The 19,175-nt window shown below is 53.8% G+C and carries 18 protein-coding genes; 10 read left to right on the forward strand and 8 right to left on the reverse strand.

The window, feature by feature from the left end:
• Positions 1-34 precede the first annotated feature (34 nt).
• From A918_RS0102320 to tdh, 3 genes are all read left to right on the forward strand, one after another.
• Complete coding sequence (locus A918_RS0102320; RefSeq protein ID WP_198013263.1) at positions 35-1,117, forward strand: NAD/NADP octopine/nopaline dehydrogenase family protein; 1,083 nt, start codon at positions 35-37, stop codon at positions 1,115-1,117.
• A gap of 86 nt (positions 1,118-1,203) precedes the next feature.
• On the forward strand, positions 1,204-2,391 hold the full coding sequence (locus tag A918_RS0102325; RefSeq protein WP_022709493.1) for a glycine C-acetyltransferase: 1,188 nt from the start codon (positions 1,204-1,206) through the stop codon (positions 2,389-2,391).
• A 10-nt stretch (positions 2,392-2,401) separates the two neighbouring features.
• Positions 2,402-3,436, forward strand: a complete 1,035-nt coding sequence (tdh, locus tag A918_RS0102330) for an L-threonine 3-dehydrogenase (RefSeq protein ID WP_022709494.1) — start codon at positions 2,402-2,404, stop codon at positions 3,434-3,436.
• Positions 3,437-3,504: 68 nt separating this feature from the next.
• Here tdh and A918_RS0102335 read toward each other — a convergent pair whose 3' ends face one another.
• The gene (locus A918_RS0102335) at positions 3,505-4,164 is read right to left on the reverse strand and encodes a TetR family transcriptional regulator (protein WP_022709495.1); all 660 of its coding nucleotides are present in this window, start codon (positions 4,162-4,164) and stop codon (positions 3,505-3,507) included.
• A gap of 146 nt (positions 4,165-4,310) precedes the next feature.
• Here A918_RS0102335 and A918_RS0102340 point away from each other — a divergent pair, with 146 nt between their 5' ends.
• From A918_RS0102340 to A918_RS0102370, 7 genes are all read left to right on the forward strand, one after another.
• Positions 4,311-5,822: an ABC transporter substrate-binding protein gene (locus A918_RS0102340; protein ID WP_022709496.1), complete on the forward strand. Its 1,512-nt coding sequence runs from the start codon at positions 4,311-4,313 to the stop codon at positions 5,820-5,822.
• 179 nt (positions 5,823-6,001) lie between these two features.
• Positions 6,002-7,006 carry an ABC transporter permease gene (locus A918_RS0102345; RefSeq protein ID WP_022709497.1) on the forward strand — a complete coding sequence of 335 codons (1,005 nt, stop codon included), beginning with the start codon at positions 6,002-6,004 and terminating at the stop codon, positions 7,004-7,006.
• A gap of 5 nt (positions 7,007-7,011) precedes the next feature.
• Positions 7,012-7,866: an ABC transporter permease gene (locus A918_RS19195; RefSeq protein ID WP_198013262.1), complete on the forward strand. Its 855-nt coding sequence runs from the start codon at positions 7,012-7,014 to the stop codon at positions 7,864-7,866.
• A gap of 53 nt (positions 7,867-7,919) precedes the next feature.
• The gene (locus A918_RS0102355) at positions 7,920-8,279 is read left to right on the forward strand and encodes a RidA family protein (RefSeq protein WP_022709499.1); all 360 of its coding nucleotides are present in this window, start codon (positions 7,920-7,922) and stop codon (positions 8,277-8,279) included.
• 40 nt (positions 8,280-8,319) lie between these two features.
• Positions 8,320-8,682, forward strand: a complete 363-nt coding sequence (locus A918_RS0102360) for a Rid family hydrolase (RefSeq protein WP_022709500.1) — start codon at positions 8,320-8,322, stop codon at positions 8,680-8,682.
• A gap of 30 nt (positions 8,683-8,712) precedes the next feature.
• Positions 8,713-10,473, forward strand: a complete 1,761-nt coding sequence (locus A918_RS0102365; protein WP_022709501.1) for an ABC transporter ATP-binding protein — start codon at positions 8,713-8,715, stop codon at positions 10,471-10,473.
• A gap of 112 nt (positions 10,474-10,585) precedes the next feature.
• Positions 10,586-11,788 carry a cyanate transporter gene (locus A918_RS0102370; RefSeq protein WP_033315826.1) on the forward strand — a complete coding sequence of 401 codons (1,203 nt, stop codon included), beginning with the start codon at positions 10,586-10,588 and terminating at the stop codon, positions 11,786-11,788.
• 9 nt (positions 11,789-11,797) lie between these two features.
• Here A918_RS0102370 and A918_RS0102375 read toward each other — a convergent pair whose 3' ends face one another.
• The 7 genes from A918_RS0102375 to A918_RS0102405 all read right to left on the reverse strand — a co-directional run bounded on the left by A918_RS0102375 (position 11,798) and on the right by A918_RS0102405 (position 19,108).
• Entirely contained in the window at positions 11,798-12,481 is a 684-nt protein-coding gene (locus tag A918_RS0102375) for a phosphoribosyltransferase (protein WP_051138968.1), read from the reverse strand.
• Positions 12,468-13,649 (reverse strand): M20 aminoacylase family protein, encoded by a 1,182-nt coding sequence (locus A918_RS0102380; protein ID WP_022709504.1) that lies wholly within the window; start codon positions 13,647-13,649, stop codon positions 12,468-12,470. The genes A918_RS0102375 and A918_RS0102380 overlap by 14 nt, the downstream gene beginning before the upstream one ends.
• Before the next feature lie 70 nt (positions 13,650-13,719).
• Complete coding sequence (locus A918_RS19200) at positions 13,720-15,540, reverse strand: adenine deaminase (RefSeq protein WP_022709505.1); 1,821 nt, start codon at positions 15,538-15,540, stop codon at positions 13,720-13,722.
• Positions 15,537-16,463, reverse strand: coding sequence for a nucleoside hydrolase (locus tag A918_RS0102390; RefSeq protein WP_022709506.1), 927 nt, complete (start codon positions 16,461-16,463; stop codon positions 15,537-15,539). Before A918_RS0102390 ends, A918_RS19200 begins: the two co-directional genes overlap by 4 nt.
• Positions 16,464-16,471: 8 nt before the next feature.
• A complete protein-coding gene (locus A918_RS0102395) occupies positions 16,472-17,494 on the reverse strand; it encodes an ABC transporter ATP-binding protein (protein ID WP_022709507.1) in 1,023 nt (340 codons plus the stop codon).
• On the reverse strand, positions 17,487-18,284 hold the full coding sequence (locus tag A918_RS0102400; protein WP_022709508.1) for an ABC transporter permease: 798 nt from the start codon (positions 18,282-18,284) through the stop codon (positions 17,487-17,489). The genes A918_RS0102395 and A918_RS0102400 overlap by 8 nt, the downstream gene beginning before the upstream one ends.
• The gene (locus A918_RS0102405) at positions 18,281-19,108 is read right to left on the reverse strand and encodes an ABC transporter permease (RefSeq protein ID WP_022709509.1); all 828 of its coding nucleotides are present in this window, start codon (positions 19,106-19,108) and stop codon (positions 18,281-18,283) included. The genes A918_RS0102400 and A918_RS0102405 overlap by 4 nt, the downstream gene beginning before the upstream one ends.
• Between the last annotated feature and the right edge of the window lie 67 nt (positions 19,109-19,175).

The raw sequence follows: 19,175 nt of genomic DNA on the forward strand, positions 1-19,175 counted from the left end.
AATTTGAATGATTATGAGTGAGGAACAGAAAACTATGCGGGTAGGGATTATTGGCGCCGGATCAATCGCGTTTGGTATGGCAGCATTTCTGGAACAGGCAGGCCACACAGCTATTCTCTGGTCACCATCGGGTGAGCGCACAAAGGCGCTGGCCGCAGGCGAGGCGCTGACTGCCTCCGGTGCTGTGATCGGCACATTCCGGCCGCAGGTGGCTGCGGATGCGCGTACATTGGCAGAAGGTTCTGATGTGCTGGTGGTAGCTCTGCCTGCCTATGGGCACAAGGCGGTGCTGGATGCTGTGGCACCTTATATCCGTGCGGAGCAGAGCGTTATAATCAGCTCCCATGCCTCCTTTGGTGCGCTCTATCTGTCCCGTCTGCTGGCTGCGCGTGATATCAGCGTTCCGGTTATTGCGTGGGGAACAACGGTTGTCTCAGGCCGTCAGCTGAGCCAGACGGAAGTGAATGTGAATACTATACGCAAACGTATTGATCTTGCGACAGTGCCGGAATCTCGCAGCGCAGAAGGGCTGGCACTTTGCCAGACATTGTTCGGGGATCGTTTCGTGGATCGCGGCAGCCTGCTGGCCATTGCCTTGTCCAATCTCAATCCGCAAAACCACATGGGTATTGCACTGGGTAATATGACCCGTATGGAACGCGGTGAAAGCTGGAGTCAGGGGCAGAATGTAACACCGAATGTCGGGCGTCTGCTGGAAGATCTGGATCAGGAACGCATCAATGTTGCGACTGCTCTGGGGCTGCAAGTGCGGACGATTTTCGAGCATTTCCATCTTTCATTCCATGTTCCTGTCAGCTCGATTTCGCAGATGAATCAGGAAATGCATGCCGCAGGCAATGGCGGTTCCGGCCCGACCACAGCGGACAGCCGCTATGTCACGGAAGATGTGCCGTTTGGTCTGGTGATGACTGCCAGACTGGCTCGCCTTGCAGGTAAGCCGGCTGAATTGCATGAGGCAGGCGTTAAAATCTTCTCGGCAATGTACGGACGGGATTTTACTGCTGAAAACGACCTTTTAAACGCATTGGATATGGATGCGCTTACCCTGTCTGATCTGACCGGACTTTGCAAAAATGGTTATGCAACCGGTCAATAACTGATTTGCATTCTGTCTGCCCTGCATCGGAAAATACTGATAAAATGCAGGGCAGATGCCGGTATAATTGTGAGAGAGCTTCAAGCATGACACATGATTTTCTTCGACATCTCCGTTCCGAGCTGGATGGCCTGAAAACATCCGGCCTGTATAAGACCGAGCGTATTATTACCTCCAAACAGGCCGGTGAAATCCAAGTGGCCTCGGGAGATCGCGTTCTGAATTTTTGTGCCAATAATTATCTCGGACTGGCGGATAATGAAGAACTGACAGAATCTGCGAAACAGGCGCTCGACCGTTATGGCTACGGCATGGCCTCGGTGCGTTTTATCTGCGGGACGCAGGAAGAGCACAAACAGCTGGAAGACCGGATTTCCTCATTCCTCGGTATGGAAGATACCATCCTTTATTCTTCCTGTTTTGATGCGAATGGCGGGCTTTTTGAAACGCTGTTCAGTGAAGAAGATGCAATTATTTCTGATGCGCTGAACCATGCCTCGATTATTGACGGTATCCGTCTGTCGAAGGCAAAACGGTTCCGTTACGCCAATAATGATATGGCTGCGCTTGAAGAAGAGCTGAAGAAGGCGGAGGGCTCCCGCTTCAAACTGATCGCCACAGACGGCGTGTTCTCGATGGACGGGATTATTGCCAATCTGCAGGGCGTTTGTGATCTCGCGGACAAATATAATGCGATGGTCATGGTCGATGACAGCCATGCGGTTGGTTTTGTCGGCAAAAATGGTCGTGGCTCTGCTGAATATTGCGGCGTTGAAGGACGGGTTGATATTATCACCGGCACGCTCGGCAAGGCGCTTGGCGGTGCATCCGGCGGCTATACATCTGCCAAAGCTGAAACCGTGGAATGGCTGCGTCAGCGCTCACGGCCTTATCTGTTTTCCAACACGCTTGCGCCGGTTATTGCCGCTGCATCGCTGAAAGTTTTTGATCTGATTGAAAACGGTGCGGAACTGCGCGCCCGTCTCGCTGCGAATGCAGAACTGTTCCGCCGTGAAATGACCAAGCTCGGCTTTACACTTGCCGGTGACGGTCACCCGATCATTCCGGTGATGCTGGGCGATGCGGCATTGGCACAGGAAATGGCCGCACGAATGCTTGAAAAAGGCGTCTATGTGACCGGCTTTTCGTTCCCTGTGGTGCCGAAAGGTCAGGCGCGTATCCGTACACAAATGTCGGCAGCCCATTCGGAGCAGGATGTACGCAAAGCTATTGCGGTCTTTGAACAAACCGGCCGTGAATTAGGCATTATCTGAGGGAACTCCAATGACGAATATGATGAAAGCCCTGGTGAAAGCAAAGGCAGAACCGGGTCTGTGGATGGAGCACGTCCCTGTTCCTGAGATCGGCCCGAATGACGTGCTGATTAAGGTCAAAAAATCCGCAATCTGCGGTACGGATGTGCATATCTGGAACTGGGATCAGTGGGCGCAAAATACAGTGCCTGTGCCGATGGTTGTCGGCCATGAATTTATGGGCGAGATCGCAGAGATCGGCTCCGCTGTGACCAAATATAAAGTCGGGGAACGTGTCTCGGGTGAGGGGCATATTGTGTGCGGCAAGTGCCGTAACTGCCGCGCGGGTCGCGGGCATCTGTGCCGTAATACGCTGGGCGTAGGTGTGCACCGCGCCGGTTCTTTCGGGGAGTTCATCTGCCTGCCGGAATATAATGTGGTGGCTATTCCGGATGAAGTGCCGGATGAAATCGCCGCTATTTTCGATCCTTTCGGCAATGCCGTGCATACGGCTTTGTCCTTCGATCTGATTGGTGAGGATGTGCTGGTTACCGGTGCAGGACCGATCGGCATCATGGGGGCAATGGTTGCCAAACGTGCGGGCGCGCGCAAGGTTGTCATCACTGATATCAATCCGGTGCGCCTGGATTTGGCCAAAAAAGTCGGCATTGATTATGTGGTGGATGCCTCAAGAGAAAATCTTGATGATGTGATGAAGTCTATCGGCATGACAGAAGGCTTTGATGTCGGGCTGGAAATGTCCGGTGCTGCACCTGCATTCCGCGATATGATCGACAAGATGAATAATGGCGGCAAGATTGCTATTCTCGGTATCGCCCCTGCCGGTTTTGAAATCGACTGGAACAAGGTCATTTTCAAAATGCTCAATCTGAAAGGCATCTACGGGCGGGAGATGTTTGAGACCTGGTACAAGATGATCGCCTTTGTGCAGGGCGGGCTTGATCTGTCTCCGGTTATTACGCACCGCATCAGGATTGATGAATTCCGCGACGGTTTCGAGGCCATGCGCTCCGGCAATTCCGGCAAAGTTGTCATGGACTGGTAAATACGGCTTGCGCTTTTTATGCTGCCGTCAGATTTTAGCGATCTGACGGCAGTTTTTGTTTCATATGGCTATTCAGCGCTTAGTTTCAGATATTTCTCAATCATATCAACAACGTGAAGGCGGCGTGTGCGGATATTTTCCTCCGAGGATATATCGACGCCAAAAGTAACTGACAGCGTATATTGGCTGGAAAGATACATGAAGCTGAGAGAGACGATGGAAATATAAAGCTGCGTGGCGTCGATCCCTGAGCGGAATATTCCTGCCGCAACACCACGGTCGAGCTGTGTCTGGATCGACTGGATAAACGGGCGTGACGAGCGCGGTATGCTCGGGATGGTACGGATGAACTCTCCCTGCAACAGGTTTTCGCCCAGTACGAGTTTGATAAAGGCAGGGGTGTCCCGCATATAATCAAAGGTAAATGCGGTCAGGGTTTTAATCGCATCCATCGGGTCGCGGTCGAGTATGCTCAGCTCAGCTTCCCTGCCGCGCAGCTGGTTGTAAACCTGTTCCAGAGCCGCTTTATACAGTGTCTCTTTGTTCTGGAAATAATGGTAAAGCATGCGGATATTACAGCCTGCACGCTCGACGATACGCGATGTACTGGCGCCGTTCAGGCCATATTCGCAAAATTCAACAATGGCTGATTCGAGAATAGCCTGGCTTGTGGCTTGTGCATTGCGCGAGCGCACAGCTTTGGAAGTGTTCATATCCACTTTACTCATTCTGTAATCCTCCGACGCTCTGACATTTCAGACCGTATATTTACGCATTTTGCAATGAGGGCAATTGACAAGAAAGTAAGTAATAGCTTACTTATTTAAAAAAAACTACTTCTTGTCACGCATGACATAAAAAGAGGAGGGGAAAGATGATTAAGGGAATTAAAAAGGCCCTGCTGCTGGGTGCTGCACTGGCTGTCAGTGTCGCGGGATCACCGGCACAGGCTCAGAAATCTGATCAGATCACTGTTGCTATTACCGAAGGTGTGACGGGCTATAATCCTTATGCGGATTCCGTTGTGCTGATCGGCTCGATCTGGTGTCAGATTTATGGTTGCCTGACGCGCTGGGATTTTGAACAGGCAAAATTCGTTCCGTTTCTGGCAGAGAGTCTTGAGCCTGAAGATGACCTGAACTGGATTCTGACATTGCGGCCGGATCAGAAGCGTCATAACGGCGATCCGGTTGTTATTGCAGATGTGATCCATTCGATGGAGCGCGCGCGTAACGACCCGCAGAGCATGTCGCAGGCCTCTGTCCAGTATATTAAAAATGTTGAAGCGCTTGATGATCTGCGTATGCGGATTACAACAACGCAAAAAATCTCCACACTGCCGAATTATCTGGCATTCATGCAGATCACATCCAAATCCATCTATGACAAATACGGCGCACAGGAGGCTGATCGTCAGCATCCGATTGGTGCAGGCCCGTATAAATTGGTGGAAGTCGGCATCGGCAGCCATATTGTGATTGAGCGCGTGGATGGCCATCCGATGGTCAGTGAGACAAATCCGAAGCGTATTCTCTACCGGATGATGACCGAGCCGGAACAGCGTGTGACCGCGCTGGCCAATGGCGAGGTGCAGATTGCGCAGGGAATTCCGCCGCAGCTCATTAACCGCGTGCAGCAGATGTCGAACGCGACAGTTGAAATGGTCGATTCCGCAGAAGCTATGTTCATTGCCATGAGCCCTGAGACCAAACCATGGGATGATGCACGGGTACGTAAAGCGGTATGTCATGCAATCAATCGTGAGGGTATTGCCCGCGCTATTCTCGGGAATCAGGCAACCTTGCTGAACGGACCGGTCGGCGCAGGTCAGCTTGGCTATGACGCAGATTACAAAACACCGTTTGATTATAATCCGGAAAAAGCAAAGAGCTTGCTGGCAGAGGCCGGTGCAACCGGTGCTGCGGTTGATCTTTACACGCCGGTAGGACGCTATATTGCAGACCGCCAGATCACAGAAGCGATTATTCCGATGCTGGAAGAGGCGGGTTTTAAAGCAACGCTGAAGACACCGGAATGGGCAACTCTGTGGACGAATGTCCAGCGCGGCGACACACCATTCTATTATATGGGGCGCGGCAATATGCTGGATCCGTCCCCTGCGCTGGCGCAATATTTTGAAACCGGTGCATCACCGCGTCTGAAATATTCCAATGCGGAAGTCGATAAGCTGCTGCAGGCCGAGCGTGAAGAATTTGACTTCACCAAACGGGTCTCCATGCTGAATAAAGCTATGGTGACAATCACGGAAGACGCTCCGGCTTGTTTCCTCTGGCTGCACCGTCTGGCATGGGGTGTTTCCAAAAGCATCGACTTCAAACCGAGCAAAGCCGACCGCGTGAACGGCTGGGAAATCCACCTGCGCTGATTTCCGATGCGGATTTTCTGAAACCGGATAAGGGACATTCCTGTCCGGTTTCAGGAGCCGGCCGATCCGGTTGCACTGATCAGACTATGTACCCGTCTTTTTAATATTGCGTATGCCGCAGCCGGAAGTTTGCTTCCGCTTCGCCGTGGCATGCTCCGGTCAATTCCCGAGGATTTTCCATGTTGGGCTATACGCTGAAGCGCGTGTTGGGCACAATTCCTGTGCTCTTCATGGTGACACTTTTGATTTTTGTACTGATAAAACTCGCACCCGGCGATCCTGTGGATATGCTGGTCAGCGATGAGGTAACTGAAGAGATCCGGCAGAATATCCGTATTGCCTGGGGGCTCGATCAGCCTGTCTATATTCAGTATCTGACCTTTATCAAGAATGCACTGATGGGAGATCTGGGAGAATCCTTCCGCTATCGCGAACCTGTCATGGATCTCATTTTACAGCGTTTGCCAGCCAGTATTGAGCTTGCCATTTATTCCACACTGCTTGCCGTCATTCTGGGGCTGCCGCTTGGTGTCTGGGCTGCCAGCAAGCCGAATTCCTTTGTCGATACGATCGGCTCAATCGGCGGTTTTTTCGGCATCAGCCTGCCAAATTTCTGGCTTGGTATTCTCCTGATCCTGCTCTTCGCTGGCATGTTCAATCTCCTGCCATCGGGAGGGCGTGCAACATGGGGCATGGATGTTCCGGCTATTACAGGCTTCCTGACAATCGATGCACTGCTTGCAGGGCGCTGGGATGCGCTTTGGGATGCAGTGCGACATCTGACATTGCCGGTTATCGTATTGGGCACCAATATGGCGGGCATCATCATGCAGATTACCCGTGCATCCGTGCTGGAAAATCTGCAGGAAGATTATGTCATGACCGCCCGCGCCAAAGGTATGTCGGCACGTGTCGTTTTGTGGCGCCATGCTTTCCGCAATGCTCTGATTTCCGTTGTCACCATCATCGGGCTTGAATTCGGCACACTCATCAGCGGTGCGATCATTGTTGAGACGGTCTTCTCGTGGCCCGGCATCGGCTATCTGCTGCTGCAGGGCATAACCTTCCGCGATTTTCCGCTGATTACCGGCCTTGTCCTCGTCTACACCTCGCTTTTCGTTTTCATTAATCTCGTGATTGACATGATTTACACGATTGTCGATCCGCGTATCCGTCTGAGGTAATGCCGATGACTTTTCGCTTCAGTACAGAAAAACTCACAGAGATTGTCAGAACACCGAAAGCTGTTTTTGGTCTGGGTGTTGTCAGCCTATTGTTGATCGCCAGCCTCTTTGCCCCTTTGCTGGCACCGTTTGATCCGAACAAGCAGGATCTGATGCTGGCTTTGATGCCGCCGCAACCGACCGGCCCGCATTTTCTCGGAACGGATCATGTCGGACGGGATCTGTTAAGCCGCATCATTTACGGCTCGCGTGTTTCGCTGATTATTGCTGTTGCCGTGGTTATTTTCTCCGGTCTGGTTGGTGTCACACTCGGTGTGGTTTCCGGCTATTACGGCGGTCGTATTGACTCTGTCATTCAGAAATTTCTGGAGGTCGTCTGGGCTTTCCCGCCCTTGCTGCTGGCGATTTCCATTGTCGCTTTCCTTGGTCAGAGCCTCGGCATTCTGATTATCGCGCTCGCCTCACAACGCTGGATTCCCTATTGCCGTCTGGCACGCGCCGAGGCGCTGAGCTTGCGCGAGCGGGATTTTGTTGTGGCCGCTCGGTCTCTCGGTGCGCGGGACGGTCACATCCTGTGGAAACATATTCTGCCTAATCTCATCCAGTCATCCCTGATTGTCGGTACTTTCGCCATGGCGACAGCGATTATTGCTGAATCAAGTCTCAGTTTTCTGGGGCTGGGTGTGCCTGCATCAACGCCGACATGGGGCGGAATGCTTGCGGATGCCCGCTCTTACATCAGCACATCGTGGTGGATGGCATTCTTCCCCGGCCTTTGCATCTTCACCACGGTGCTGGCCATCAATCTGCTTGGTGATGTTCTCAGAACGCATTTTGATCCTCGTCTGAGCACGAGATGATCTGAACTTCGTTATCCAAAAATTCTGCAACCTAAAAAGAAGGAACAACTACTTTGGTCGAACGTATTGAAATTTCAAAGACTGATGGCGCTCTGAAAAGCATGGCCGTTGTTCATAATGATATGGTGTTTTTGTCCGGTGTGCATGCAACCGACACAAGCGGCGATATTAAAGAGCAGACGAGAGAAGTGCTGCAGAAGATCGACCGGCTTCTGGAAACCGCAGGCTCCGATCACAAATCCATTTTCGTTGTTCATATCTGGCTGAAAGACATGCGCTATTTCGGTGCCATGAATTCTGTGTGGAATGAATGGGCTGACCCTGCCAACCCGCCGGCACGTACCTGCGTCAGCGGAGAACTCTACCGTTCCGATGTGCTCGTGGAAGCTGTTGTGATTGCTTATCGCAGCTGAAACACAGAGTGAACTCAAGCCTTAAGAACTGGAGAACCCTATGGAACTGAGAGAGCTTGGCCGGATCGACGGAGCAGGGCATCAGCCGAGAATATGTCTCGGAAAAGCATCCGACAAACTGGCTTCGGTTTGTCTGACAGCACCGGATAAAGGGGGAGATGTCAAAGACCAGTCTTTGCAAATCCTGAATATTATTGATGACTATTTTCAGAGTGTCGGATCATCGCGCAAAGACATTTTGATGGTACAGGTCTGGCTGTTCGATATCAGCGAATATGACGCTTTTTGCGAAGTGTGGAATGACTGGATTGATCCTGAAGGTGTTCCGGCATTGTCGGTTGTAACGGGACATGCGGCACGGCGTGACTGCGCCGTGGAAATTCGCGCTTACGCCGCTTGCTGAGACCATAAAGCCTGTTTGCCGGAGATTATGATGACCGAAAAATTGCTCGAAATTTCTGACCTTGCCGTACAGTTTAAGGGTATGGATGCCTCAACCTTTGCGGTGAAAGGCATAGATCTTGCCATCGGGCGCGGGGAGATCGTGGCGCTGGTCGGTGAGTCCGGCTCCGGCAAATCGGTAACGGCCAAGTCGGTGATGCGGCTGGTTGGATTTATGGGCGGCACAATCACCGGCGGGCAGGCATTGCTCTATGACAAAGCGGGGCAGAGCGTTGATCTCTACGCGATGGATGAAAAGCAGGTGCAGGCGCTGCGTGGTGATCGGATTGCCATGATTTTTCAGGAGCCGATGACTTCGCTCAATCCGGTTCTGACGATTGAGGCGCAACTGGCTGAGGTTGTTATCCGGCACCGGCAGGTGAGCAAGGCTGAGGCAGGGCGCCTCGCATTGGAAGCACTCAATCAGGTGCGTATTCCGGAAGCCGAGCGACGGTTGAAACAATATCCCCACGAGCTGTCAGGCGGTATGCGCCAGCGTGTGATGATTGCCATGGCCATTCTGTGCAAGCCGGATTTGCTGATTGCCGATGAGCCGACGACTGCACTGGATGTAACTGTGCAGGCGGAAATTCTGGCTCTGCTGAAAACTATTCAGCAGGAAACCGGTATGGCCATTCTGCTGATTACCCATGATATGGGTATCGTGGCCGAGATCGCCGACAAGGTTGTGGTGATGCTGAACGGAGCAATTGTTGAAAGGGGGGAGGTTCACGCTGTTTTCAACAATCCGCAGCATGAATATACCCGTCGTTTGCTGGATGCCGCGCCTAAACTTGGTGAAATGCGCGGTAATGATGCCATTGCCGTTGAGAATACATCGGATGCTGTGCTGAGTGTGCGCAATCTCGTGACACGGTTTTCTGTGCGGCAAGGTATGTTTCAGCGCGTTGTTGCCAATGTTCACGCGGTGGAAAATGTCTCCTTTGAGCTGCGGGAAAAAGAAACCTTATCACTGGTTGGCGAAAGCGGTTGCGGTAAATCCACGACCGGCAAAGCAATCATGCAACTGATACAGGCCAATAGCGGTGAAATATGGCTGCAGGGGCGTAAACTGGGAGACATGAATGCCTCGGATATGCGCGAAACACGCAAGCGTATCCAGATGGTTTTTCAGGATCCATATGCATCTTTGAACCCGCGTATGACAGTTGCGCAGATTGTTGCGGAACCGTTGCATATTCATGGTATGGGAACTGCCGCTGAAATACAGGCACGGGTTTTGCAATTGCTGGACAGGGTGGGGCTGACAAAAGCACAGGCAGACCGCTATCCGCATCAGTTTTCCGGTGGTCAGCGGCAGCGTATCTGCATTGCCCGCGCACTGGCTCTGAACCCGAAGGTGATTATCGCCGATGAGCCGGTTTCCGCTCTGGATGTGTCCATTCAGGCGCAAATTCTGGACTTGCTGGAGGAAATTCAGGAGGAATATGCCATTTCCATCCTTTTCATTTCCCATGATATGGCGGTGGTTGAAAAAGTCAGCGATCGCATCGCGGTCATGTATCTGGGTGAGATTATCGAGATCGGTCCGCGTGATGCTGTCTTGAGTTCACCTGCACATCCTTATACGCGGCGTTTGCTGGACGCGGTGCCGATTGTGCATCCGGAGAAACGTCGTGAGCGCAAACTTTTGTCCCGTGAACTCAAAAGCCCGATCCGTCCGGTCGGCTATCAGCATGAGGCAATTCCGCTGAAGAGCGTCGGCTTTGAACATTACGCACGTATCAGCTGACATATAAGACAAGATACCGGTAAAGCAGGCAGTTTTCAGGGCGCTATGAGCGTGGTGCGCGGCTGCCTGTTTCACTATGCCTGCAGGCAAAACGATCAGGAGAAAGATGAATATGAAGGAGGGCAGAAATTATCTTTTCCTGATGGCTGTTATTGTTGTGGCGCTTAATCTCCGGCCCTTTATTGCGGCTATCGGCCCTCTCGCAGAAGATATCAGTCACGCAACCGGATTGAGCCATCACGGTATGGCGCTGCTGACACTGATACCTATGGCGCTGATGGGTTGCGTGGCATTTGCCGGTCCCGCATTGTTACGTACGGGTGAGATGCGCGGCATTCTTCTTGCGGCGCTGACCTGTATCACTGTCGGTACTTTGATGCGGCTGACTGTAACCACGGGGCCTGCATTGCTGATGACAGCAGCTATTATCGGCCTTGGCGTTGCGGCGGTGCAGGCGCTTTTTCCTGCAATTATCAAACAGCGTTTTCCCGAGTGTTTCGCCAATATTATGGGGCTTTATTCCGCTATGCTGCTGGCAGGCGGCGCGCTTGGTGCGCAATTGTCACCTGTTATTGTGCAGCTGACCGGAACATGGCAGGCAGGCTTCGGTTATTTTGCAATTCTGGGACTTCTTGCAACTGTTCTGGTCTGGGCGGTACTCCCCGTTTCAACCTCGGTTCAGGCCGGTAAAAGCCTGACAAAATTATTCTCCCGTCCGCGGACATGGTTGCTGATGATTGCATTCGGACTGGTGAATGGCGGTTATTCATCCGTCATAGCCTGGCTTGCGCCTTATTATCAGGAAGCGGGATGGAGTGTTACGGCGAGCGGTAGTCTGCTTGCCGTTATGGCACTGTGTCAGGCTGTTTCCGCGCTGATTATGCCTGCTTTGGCGCAGGGCAACAGCAGGGATCGCAGACCATGGCTGTGGTTGGCGCTTGCGATGCAGTTTACAGGATTTGCCGGTTTTGCTTTTGCACCAGCAAGCGCTCCGTTTCTTTATGTTGCGCTTGTCGGTGCGGGACTGGGAGGCTGTTTTTCACTGCTGCTGGTGGTGGCTCTGGAGCATATTCCTGACCCGTTACAGGCCGGAGCGCTCTCCGCAGTCATGCAGGGCGGAGGTTTTTTGCTGGCAGCTCTGCCGCCTTTGATTGTTTCCGTGCTGCATGAGCAGACCGGAAGTTTTGCAGCAGGCTGGAAATGGCACATGGTCAGCATTGCTATTGCGGCAATCCTGACCAGGCGTCTTGATCCTGAAACTTACAGCCCGGCTATGTTGTTGCTGACTGAGCCTGTGAATGCATCTGACCTGTAAATGGTCTTGTCAGGCGGCGATTATCCAGCCGCCGTTTTCGCCGTGCTTCAGCATCGGTGTGATGAAACAGCCACGTGTCATCTCGGCAAATTCTGCGCCGAGTTGCTCAAGCGGTGCACGCCAGCGCTGGGTTTGCAGCATTGCCGCACCGATAACGACCGGCTTGAGTGCACGGGAATTCAGCAGATTGAGCGCTGCCACAATCGACGTGCCGCTGGAAATTACATCATCCACCAGAGCAATACGGCGGCCATCAAGCAGCGGCAGCATACGCGGATCGATATAGAGCCGTTTGATCTGATCCGGAGTGGTGATGGAAGACAGTGGTACCGACAATTCTTCCTCATACCAGAATTTGCGCGAAGTCCCCAAAGGTACATAGCGGCTGTGGCCGAGTTTGCGCGCCACTTCGCTGGCAAGGGTCAGACCCAGTGTCGGCAGACCGACAATCACATCCGGCTCAAAGACCTTGAGTTTAGCGGCCAGATCATCGGACAAAGCATCAACCACATCAAAGGCAGCCTGATTGACGATCAGCGATGCCAGCGCATGTTGTTTGTCCGAGAGCGGGCGGATCGGCAGTTGTAGCTGACGGCCGTCATCCAGCGTTGCCGGAAAGAAAGTCTCATGCACGCCCTGCACATCAAATGTTTCAGGCGCATAGAGTTTTTGCCAGAATTCATGCGGTTGCATCATGGTCTCCCGACAATTCCTGTTCGACAAGGCGTGTCCAGAAACGCACGCCGTGTTCAATGGCATCATCATTGAAGTCATAGGCGGTATTGTGGTGCAGGGCACCGTCGACAGCAGGGCCGTTGCCGAGCCAGACATAGCAACCCGGAGCTTCACCGGCGAAGAAGGCGAAATCATCGCCCGCAGTGGAAGGCGGGAAGCTGGTGCGCACTTTGCTGCCAAACACATCCTGCGCGGCACGCAGTGCACGGGCTGTGGCGTCGGCATTGTTCACGACCGGCGGGATGCGGCGGATAAAATCATATTCCGCAGCAATGCCGTACATCATCGCAGTACCCTGTGCGAGGCGGCCGATTTCCTGCTCAAGCTGATCACGGACATGCGGAGTATAGGCACGGGCTGTGCCGCCGATTTCCACAATATCCGGAATAACATTGAGCGCCTTCGGATCACCGGCCTGCAAAGAGCAGGCGCTGACGACAGCCGGTTGCAGCGGGTCGACCACGCGACCAATAATTGTTTGCAGTGAGGCTATGAAAGTTGCGGCTGCCGTGACCGGATCTTTGCCGAGATGTGGCTTGGCACCATGGGTGCCGGTGCCGCGGAAGGTGACACGCCAGCTGTCGGAAGAGGCAAGCTGAGGACCTTCAACCACAGCGATTTCATCAGGATCAAGACCCGGCATATTATGCAGGCCATAAACCGCATCGCACGGAAACAGGTTGAACAGTCCTTCTTCAACCATGCGCTTGGCACCGCCACGACCTTCTTCTGCAGGCTGGAAGATGAAATGCACAGTGCCGGAGAAATTACGGCTTTTGGCAAGCGCACGGGCTGCACCCAGCAGAAGCGTGGTGTGGCCGTCATGGCCGCAGGCATGCATTTTACCGGCGAATTTTGACTTATAAGGACGATCCGCCATTTCCGGCATCGCTAGCGCATCCATATCTGCGCGCAGGCCAATGGTGCGGGTGCCGTTACCGATCTGCAAAGTGCCGACCACACCTGTACCGCCAAGACCGCGATGAATAGTGATACCTGCCTCTTCCAGAAGTTTGGCAACAATATCCGAGGTGCGCTCTTCTTCAAAACCGAGTTCAGGATGCGCATGCAGATCACGGCGCAGCTCGGTCAGAAAAGCAATATCGTCGAGGATAGGGTCAGTCATAGGTATTACTCTGTCACTAAAGCATGTCGCAGCTAAATGGACTCATTTAGCGTTCGCGAACATGCGACAATTAAGAAAAACTAGGGCGAGCGCCATGAGTGAGATTAAACGCGACACGCTCTAGCAAAATAGGGGAGGCCAGCACTTGTCCGGTTTTAACATCGGCAATGCCCTGATCAGTCTGGTGCGGGCCGGCATTGCAGGCCAGTGTTGCACCAAAACAGGCTTTGAAAATGAGATAAGGCGGCTGCCAGTCAACCACATCATCCATAGCGGTACGCAAAGCTGCAAACTGCGCGGCGACATCGGCCAGCGATGCCTCAGACACCAGACCGGAAACCGGCAATGGCAGCAGAGCAGTGACTTTGCCGTTCAGCGCAACAGCCATGCCGCCACCGGCAGCGATCACGGCATTGGCTGCGAGTGCCATGTCTTCTTCGTTGCCGCCGAAGACTGTGAGATTATGGCTGTCATGGGAAACGGTGGTGGCGAAAGCACCGCGCCAGCTGCCCCATTCGCGCAGGAAACCAACGCGCGGTTTCGCTTCTGCGCGACCATGGCGATGGGCAACGGCAATCATGGTTGCACCTTGCGGCGGTACTACAAAACCATTGACGACGTCCGTTTCCGCTTGACCCCATTGAGTAAAGCGCGGGCGGTCAATGGTTGCCACCACAACGCTCTTGGCATCGCTGCGAATGCGGAAATCATCGGCGCTTAAAGCACCGATCTTCATGGATTGCAGGAAATCACCGGCGCTGGTGCTGGTGAGGGAATGTGCGAGAACACCGCTTGAAGCAACTACTGCACCATTGGTCAGCACGGTCTGTGCAGTGAAGTCGGACAGGTTGTCGAAGATCACAATATCCGCACGGCGTCCTGCCGCAATCAGCCCCAGATCATCCCGACCAAAGCGGCGCGCTGCATTGAGCGTTGCCGCCTGCAAAGCCCATTCCGGTTTCATGCCATAGCGCACGAGGCGGCGCACCACATCATCAAGACCACCGGCATTGAGCAGATCATCAGGGAATACATCGTCCGTACAGAGGGTAACAGTTTGCGGCAGATGGCCGAGGCGGTTCAGTTCCTGCACAAATTCCGGCAACAGATGGTCATGGGAACCGCGCATCTCGATCGTCAGACCGGCACGCAGTTTTTCCATCAGATCTTGGCCGGAAACCAGCTCATGATCGGAAGTCACACCCGCTGCCATAAAGGCCGCGAGATCAGAGCCGGTGAGGCTGCGTGCATGACCGCATACCGGTTTGCCCGCTGCCAGCCCCGCATGGACAATGGCACTCATCCGCGGTTCGCCGTCAATGACATTGCGCATGGTCATGACTTCGGCAATGCCGCCGATTTCAGGACGTGCCAGCAGATTGTTTAGTACATCAGCGTCAAAATCTGCACCGGCCAGTTCCAGTCCCGGTGCGGACGGCACACAGGAAGGTGCCAGCATAATGGTACGCAGCGGCAGATCACGGGTTGCCGCAATTGCCCAGTCAACACCGGCTACGCCATGCACATTGCCGAATTCATGCGGGTCCCAGACAATGGTTGTTACACCACGCGGCACCACGGCTTGTGCATAGGTGGCAGGGGTGATCATCGAGCTTTCAATATGCATATGCGTATCGATCAGACCCGGTGTGATATAACCGCCTTTGGCATCAATGATTTTTGCCGCATCTTTGCGGCTGTCGGGTGCATGAACGGAGGCAATCAGAGCGCCGGTGATGCCGATATCGGCACGGCGATGTTCTCCGGTCACCATATCAATGACGGTGCCGTTGATAATCAGGCAGTCAAAAGCTTCCGCACCGCGTGCCGCGGCTGCTGCTCTAAGGCGCAGTTCAGGGGAACTCAGATCAAAGGGTTTTGCATGTGTCATGATTTGGCTGCCTCTGTTCTGAGGGCATCGAAAATAATGCCGAGAATGGCTTCCGCATCGCCGTCAGCTGCATAGGCGGCGTTGAAGGCGGCATGGCTGGAGCGGGTTTCTACCACGGTGCGGCCGCGTGTCATCGAGCCGCAAAGTTCCGCACCGATAAAAGCCCTGTCAAAACGCACCAGATCAGGACGGGCAAAAGCCACAGCTGCTGCCGGATCATAGAGCGCCATGGCCGTGCGGCCACGCGAGATTGCAATATTGATAAAGCCGCCTGTCATATCGGCAATCAAAGCGGCATTGGCACCACCGGCTGCGCGGATCGGATGCACATCATCCGGCGTGGCCAGAATTTTACGGCAGAAATCAAGCTCTACCATTTTCAGTGGCAGCTCATGGGCAAGCACAATTGCCAGTGCTTCCGGATCGGCAAGAGCATTGAACTCGGCCGAGGCCGTGTGGTTGCCTTTGCCAACGCCGCCGCCCATCCAGACCAACTCGTCAATCTGTGCTGCCAGATCGGGGCGTGCCAGTGCCAGCGCGGCAATATTGGTGAGGGGGCCAAGTGCAAGAACGCGCTTGGTACCGCAGGTATTTTCCAGCCAGTTGCACAGGGCGGTGAAGGCACAGCCCTGTGTATTATCTTCACAGACAGGTAAATTCAGGCCGAGTGTCGGAATGCCGGTTTCGCCGAGAATTCCGGCGGCAGTTTCAATCTCCGCCAGAACCGGTTTGTGCCGCCCGCGATAGATCGGAAAATCCCAGCCGAAAACCTGTGTCGCGCCCGCCGCATTGCGGCAGACCTGACCAAGTTCCGTATTTCCGAAAATGAGAGACACGCCGTCGATTTCTAGACCCAGATGTTTCACCACCAGAATGGCGGCAATATCATCAAAGCCCATATCCGTATCAATCCAGACACCCATGCTGAAATTTACTCCCGTTCCAGAATTGCCGCCTGATCAATTGGCAGATCAAAGGCAACCTCATCGCCCAGTGCATAGGCAGGCAGAGCGGCATCAACATCGGCTTTGACTGAGCCGAATGGTGTTTCCAGCACATATTCACGGGTGTTACCGGCAAATGCGGCGCCGCGCACAATACCTTTGAGCGGGCCGGAACCCAGTGTGACGATCTTCGGGCGGAACGCCAGACCGGCAGCTTTCGGCAATGGTGCATTGAGCGGCACTTCACCAGTTTCGGAATAGAGTTTGCCGTCGCGGATCGCATAGACATTTTCGAAACCGACAAAGTCAGCTACAAAGCGCGATGCCGGATGATTATAGATTTCTTCCGGTGTGCCGATCTGTTCAATCGCACCGGCACGCATCACCACGATACGGTCAGCGAGCGCCAACGCTTCTGCCTGATCGTGAGTCACGAAGATCATGGTCACGCCGGTTTCCTGCTGCACGCGCTGCAATTCGGTGCGCATGTCGAGACGCAGACGCGCATCCAGATTGGACAGCGGCTCATCGAGCAGCAGCACTTTCGGTTCCATCACCATCGAGCGGGCAAGGGCAACACGTTGCTGCTGACCACCGGACAATTCCGGCGGCTTACGGTCAGCGAATTTGGCCAGACCAACGGATTTCAGACCGCTTTCAACCTTCTGGCGCAGTTCATCACCCTTGATGCCTTTGAGCTTGAGGCCGAAGGCAACATTGTCAAATACAGTGAGGTGCGGGAACAGCGCATAGGACTGAAACACCAGCCCGATTTCGCGCTTATTGGCAGCAACACGGGTAATGTCTTTATTATCCAGACGGATGGTGCCGCCTGCCACATCCATCAGGCCTGCAATCGCACGCATGGTAGTGGTTTTACCGCAGCCCGAAGGGCCGAGCAGCGCCAGCAACTCACCTTTGTTGATTGTGAGATTGAGCTTATCCACGGCCGTAGTGTTGCCGTAACGCAGTGTCAGCTGGTCGAGAGTAAGAAAGGCTTGATCAGACATAGCGGGAGAATCCTAGGAAACGTTCTGCGAGAAGGACAATGCCCATGGACAGAAAAGCAAGCAGAGAGGAGAGGGCTGCGATGGAAGGATCAAACACGATTTCCATATAGCCCAGCATATCGATTGGCAGGGTACGCACACCGGGGCCGGAGAGGAACAGTGACACCGGCACCTGATTGAAGCTGGTGACAAAGCCGAGAATGAAAGCGGAAAGAATACCGCCGCGGATATTCGGCATCACCACGCGGAAGAAAGCACCGGCACGCGAGCAGCCGAGCAGCACAGCCGCTTCTTCCATATCCGAGCGCAGATTGTTGAGACTGGCAGACACCACGCGCACGGCATAAGGCAGCACCAGTGCCGTATGCGCCAAAAACAGCGCCAGCGTGATCGACATACCAACCGGCACCACGAAATAACGCAGCAGTGCCAGACCAACGATAATACCCGGCACAATGATCGGCGAAGAGACAATCGTGCGCACGGTTTCAGAAAACGGCATGTCATAGCGCGCCATCGCATAGGCTGCCGGTACGCCGAGTGCCAAAGCCACCAGAGTACCACCGACCGCCAGAACCATGGAGGTGACGAAGCTTTGCTGGAAACTCTCGATGGTAAAGACCTTATAGACCCATTTCAGCGAGAAGCCCTGCGGCGGGAATGCCAGTGTGTCACCGGCCGAGAAAGATGCGGCAACGATGATGAGGAACGGGCCGATCAGAAAGACAATGACGAGCCAGAGAACTAGATTGGCCGGATTAATCAGCCGTGAAAGCAAATTCGTGTTCATTTTTTGCCCTTCACTGTCGCAATACGCTTCAGAAGAATATTAGCGGCGAAACTCATCACGACGAGAATGAGTGCGATAACGCTGGCCGCAGCAAAATTATTGGATACGGTTACATGCTGATAGAGCAGTGTTTCCAGCATCAGAACCTTGGAGCCACCAAGAATGGCCGGTGTGATATAGGCGGTGAGCGAACCGGTGAAGACCAGTGTGCCGCCAACAACCAGACCTTCTTTGGTCAGCGGCAGAATGATTTTCCAGAAAACAGTAAACCAGCTTGCACCGAGCACGCGGGCTGCAGGCACCACATCTTTCGGCAGATTTTCCAGCGCACTGATCAGCGAGATTACCATCAGCGGCAGAAACAGCTGCAGCAGACCGATGAAGATTGCGGTTTCGGTGAACAGAATACGCAGTGGCGCATCGCTTAAACCCACAGCCTGCAAGGCCTGATTGATAATACCGGTGCGGCCGAGAATAACGATCCACGCATAGGTACGGGCAACCGGCGAGATCATCATTGGCAGCATGATCAGACCGATCATCCGGCCTTTGGAATTGGCAGGCAGGCCGACAATCGCCCATGCGGTGGCATAGCCGATAATCGCGGCGACAACGGTTACTTCCAGTCCCAGCCGCAGGGTACGCCAGAACACGGTGCGGTTCATCGGCTCGGAGAAGAAATCAATCCATGGGGCAATTGTCCATCCTTCTGTCGATCTGAAACCTTCAGACAGCAGAAGAATGACAGGGACGAGGAAGACAAGTGCCGCGAAAAGCGCTGCCGGCAAGGCCAGCCACATGGCTTCGGTGCGGTTGTTGAACATAAGCTTTCCTATAAGACAGGTGGCCTAACCGGAGGCGGGATAATGCATCAAAAAAGAAAGCTGCCCG

Source organism: Pseudochrobactrum sp. AO18b (assembly GCF_000409565.1).
Lineage (GTDB): Bacteria > Pseudomonadota > Alphaproteobacteria > Rhizobiales > Rhizobiaceae > Pseudochrobactrum > Pseudochrobactrum saccharolyticum.

What these genes read in the sequence shown, in the direction of transcription:
- A918_RS0102345 (WP_022709497.1), top strand. Translation starts at nt 6,002, where the DNA reads ATGTTGGGCTATACGCTGAAGCGCGTGTTGGGCACAATTCCTGTGCTC.
- A918_RS0102340 (WP_022709496.1), top strand. Translation starts at nt 4,311, where the DNA reads ATGATTAAGGGAATTAAAAAGGCCCTGCTGCTGGGTGCTGCACTGGCT.
- A918_RS0102380 (WP_022709504.1), bottom strand. Translation starts at nt 13,649, where the DNA reads ATGACTGACCCTATCCTCGACGATATTGCTTTTCTGACCGAGCTGCGC.
- A918_RS0102370 (WP_033315826.1), top strand. Translation starts at nt 10,586, where the DNA reads ATGAAGGAGGGCAGAAATTATCTTTTCCTGATGGCTGTTATTGTTGTG.
- A918_RS0102325 (WP_022709493.1), top strand. Translation starts at nt 1,204, where the DNA reads ATGACACATGATTTTCTTCGACATCTCCGTTCCGAGCTGGATGGCCTG.
- A918_RS0102365 (WP_022709501.1), top strand. Translation starts at nt 8,713, where the DNA reads ATGACCGAAAAATTGCTCGAAATTTCTGACCTTGCCGTACAGTTTAAG.
- A918_RS0102360 (WP_022709500.1), top strand. Translation starts at nt 8,320, where the DNA reads ATGGAACTGAGAGAGCTTGGCCGGATCGACGGAGCAGGGCATCAGCCG.
- A918_RS19200 (WP_022709505.1), bottom strand. Translation starts at nt 15,540, where the DNA reads ATGACACATGCAAAACCCTTTGATCTGAGTTCCCCTGAACTGCGCCTT.
- A918_RS0102400 (WP_022709508.1), bottom strand. Translation starts at nt 18,284, where the DNA reads ATGAACACGAATTTGCTTTCACGGCTGATTAATCCGGCCAATCTAGTT.
- A918_RS0102335 (WP_022709495.1), bottom strand. Translation starts at nt 4,164, where the DNA reads ATGAGTAAAGTGGATATGAACACTTCCAAAGCTGTGCGCTCGCGCAAT.
- A918_RS0102390 (WP_022709506.1), bottom strand. Translation starts at nt 16,463, where the DNA reads ATGGGTGTCTGGATTGATACGGATATGGGCTTTGATGATATTGCCGCC.
- A918_RS0102320 (WP_198013263.1), top strand. Translation starts at nt 35, where the DNA reads ATGCGGGTAGGGATTATTGGCGCCGGATCAATCGCGTTTGGTATGGCA.
- A918_RS0102395 (WP_022709507.1), bottom strand. Translation starts at nt 17,494, where the DNA reads ATGTCTGATCAAGCCTTTCTTACTCTCGACCAGCTGACACTGCGTTAC.
- tdh (WP_022709494.1), top strand. Translation starts at nt 2,402, where the DNA reads ATGACGAATATGATGAAAGCCCTGGTGAAAGCAAAGGCAGAACCGGGT.
- A918_RS0102375 (WP_051138968.1), bottom strand. Translation starts at nt 12,481, where the DNA reads ATGCAACCGCATGAATTCTGGCAAAAACTCTATGCGCCTGAAACATTT.
- A918_RS19195 (WP_198013262.1), top strand. Translation starts at nt 7,012, where the DNA reads ATGACTTTTCGCTTCAGTACAGAAAAACTCACAGAGATTGTCAGAACA.
- A918_RS0102405 (WP_022709509.1), bottom strand. Translation starts at nt 19,108, where the DNA reads ATGTTCAACAACCGCACCGAAGCCATGTGGCTGGCCTTGCCGGCAGCG.